The sequence below is a fragment of the Pantoea sp. ANP04 genome (assembly GCF_041982285.1).
Taxonomy (GTDB): domain Bacteria; phylum Pseudomonadota; class Gammaproteobacteria; order Enterobacterales; family Enterobacteriaceae; genus Pantoea; species Pantoea eucalypti.
This window is the reverse complement of the sequence record NZ_JAUTYS010000066.1, coordinates 1-666: the sequence shown is the minus strand read 5'-3', so window position 1 is coordinate 666 and position 666 is coordinate 1. Positions and strand designations below refer to the sequence as shown.

At 59.3% G+C, this 666-nt stretch carries 1 pseudogene; it reads left to right on the top strand.

From position 1 onward, the window contains the following. Positions 1-302: 302 nt before the first annotated feature. A pseudogene (locus Q7C21_RS22350) lies at positions 303-666 on the top strand (hypothetical protein); the annotation flags it as partial.

Genomic DNA, 666 nt, shown 5'->3' with positions numbered 1-666 from the left:
AAGGAACTCGACGCACTGACCAAGTCGCACGTTGATTCGGTCGATGAGATTCTGAAGAAAAAAGAAGCAGAGCTGCTGGAAGTCTAATGCCAGGCTCGACAGACAACACTGAGGGCAACGCTTCGGCGGTGCCCTCAGTGGCATCCGGCGAAAACCAGCCTATGACTCGGCGAGAAGCTCGTGCACAGCGCGAAGCCGCCGAACGCGGAAATTCCCGCGCCTCGAAACTTAAGCGTGCTTTGTCGGGGGAGAAGTCCGAGAGCGTGCAGCCACAGGCTTCAGCACCGAACACCCCCGAGACCGTGCCGCCTCAAACTCCTGTGGCGACCCCAAAAAGTATCGAACCTCAGGCAGAAGCCAAGGCAAAGATCCCGGTAGGGGAAAAGCCAAAGTCGAAGGATCACGCCGCACCAAAGCCGGTGCCGGTGACCCGTCCGGCTAATGTGAAGGCGCCGGTTGATACGCCAGGTACATCCAAGCCTGTAGGAAAGACGCAGCAATCAGCAACGCCGGTTGCAACGCCGGAGCCGGTTCAGGCTCCGACACCGGCAAGTGATGCGGCCAAATCGAAGGCGAAGGCCGAGGCGAAAGCTCAACTTCTCGCCCCGGTACCGGCCACCGGACGGTCCGTTGAAAAAACTCAGGCTTCAAAGTCACCGGCAGAAG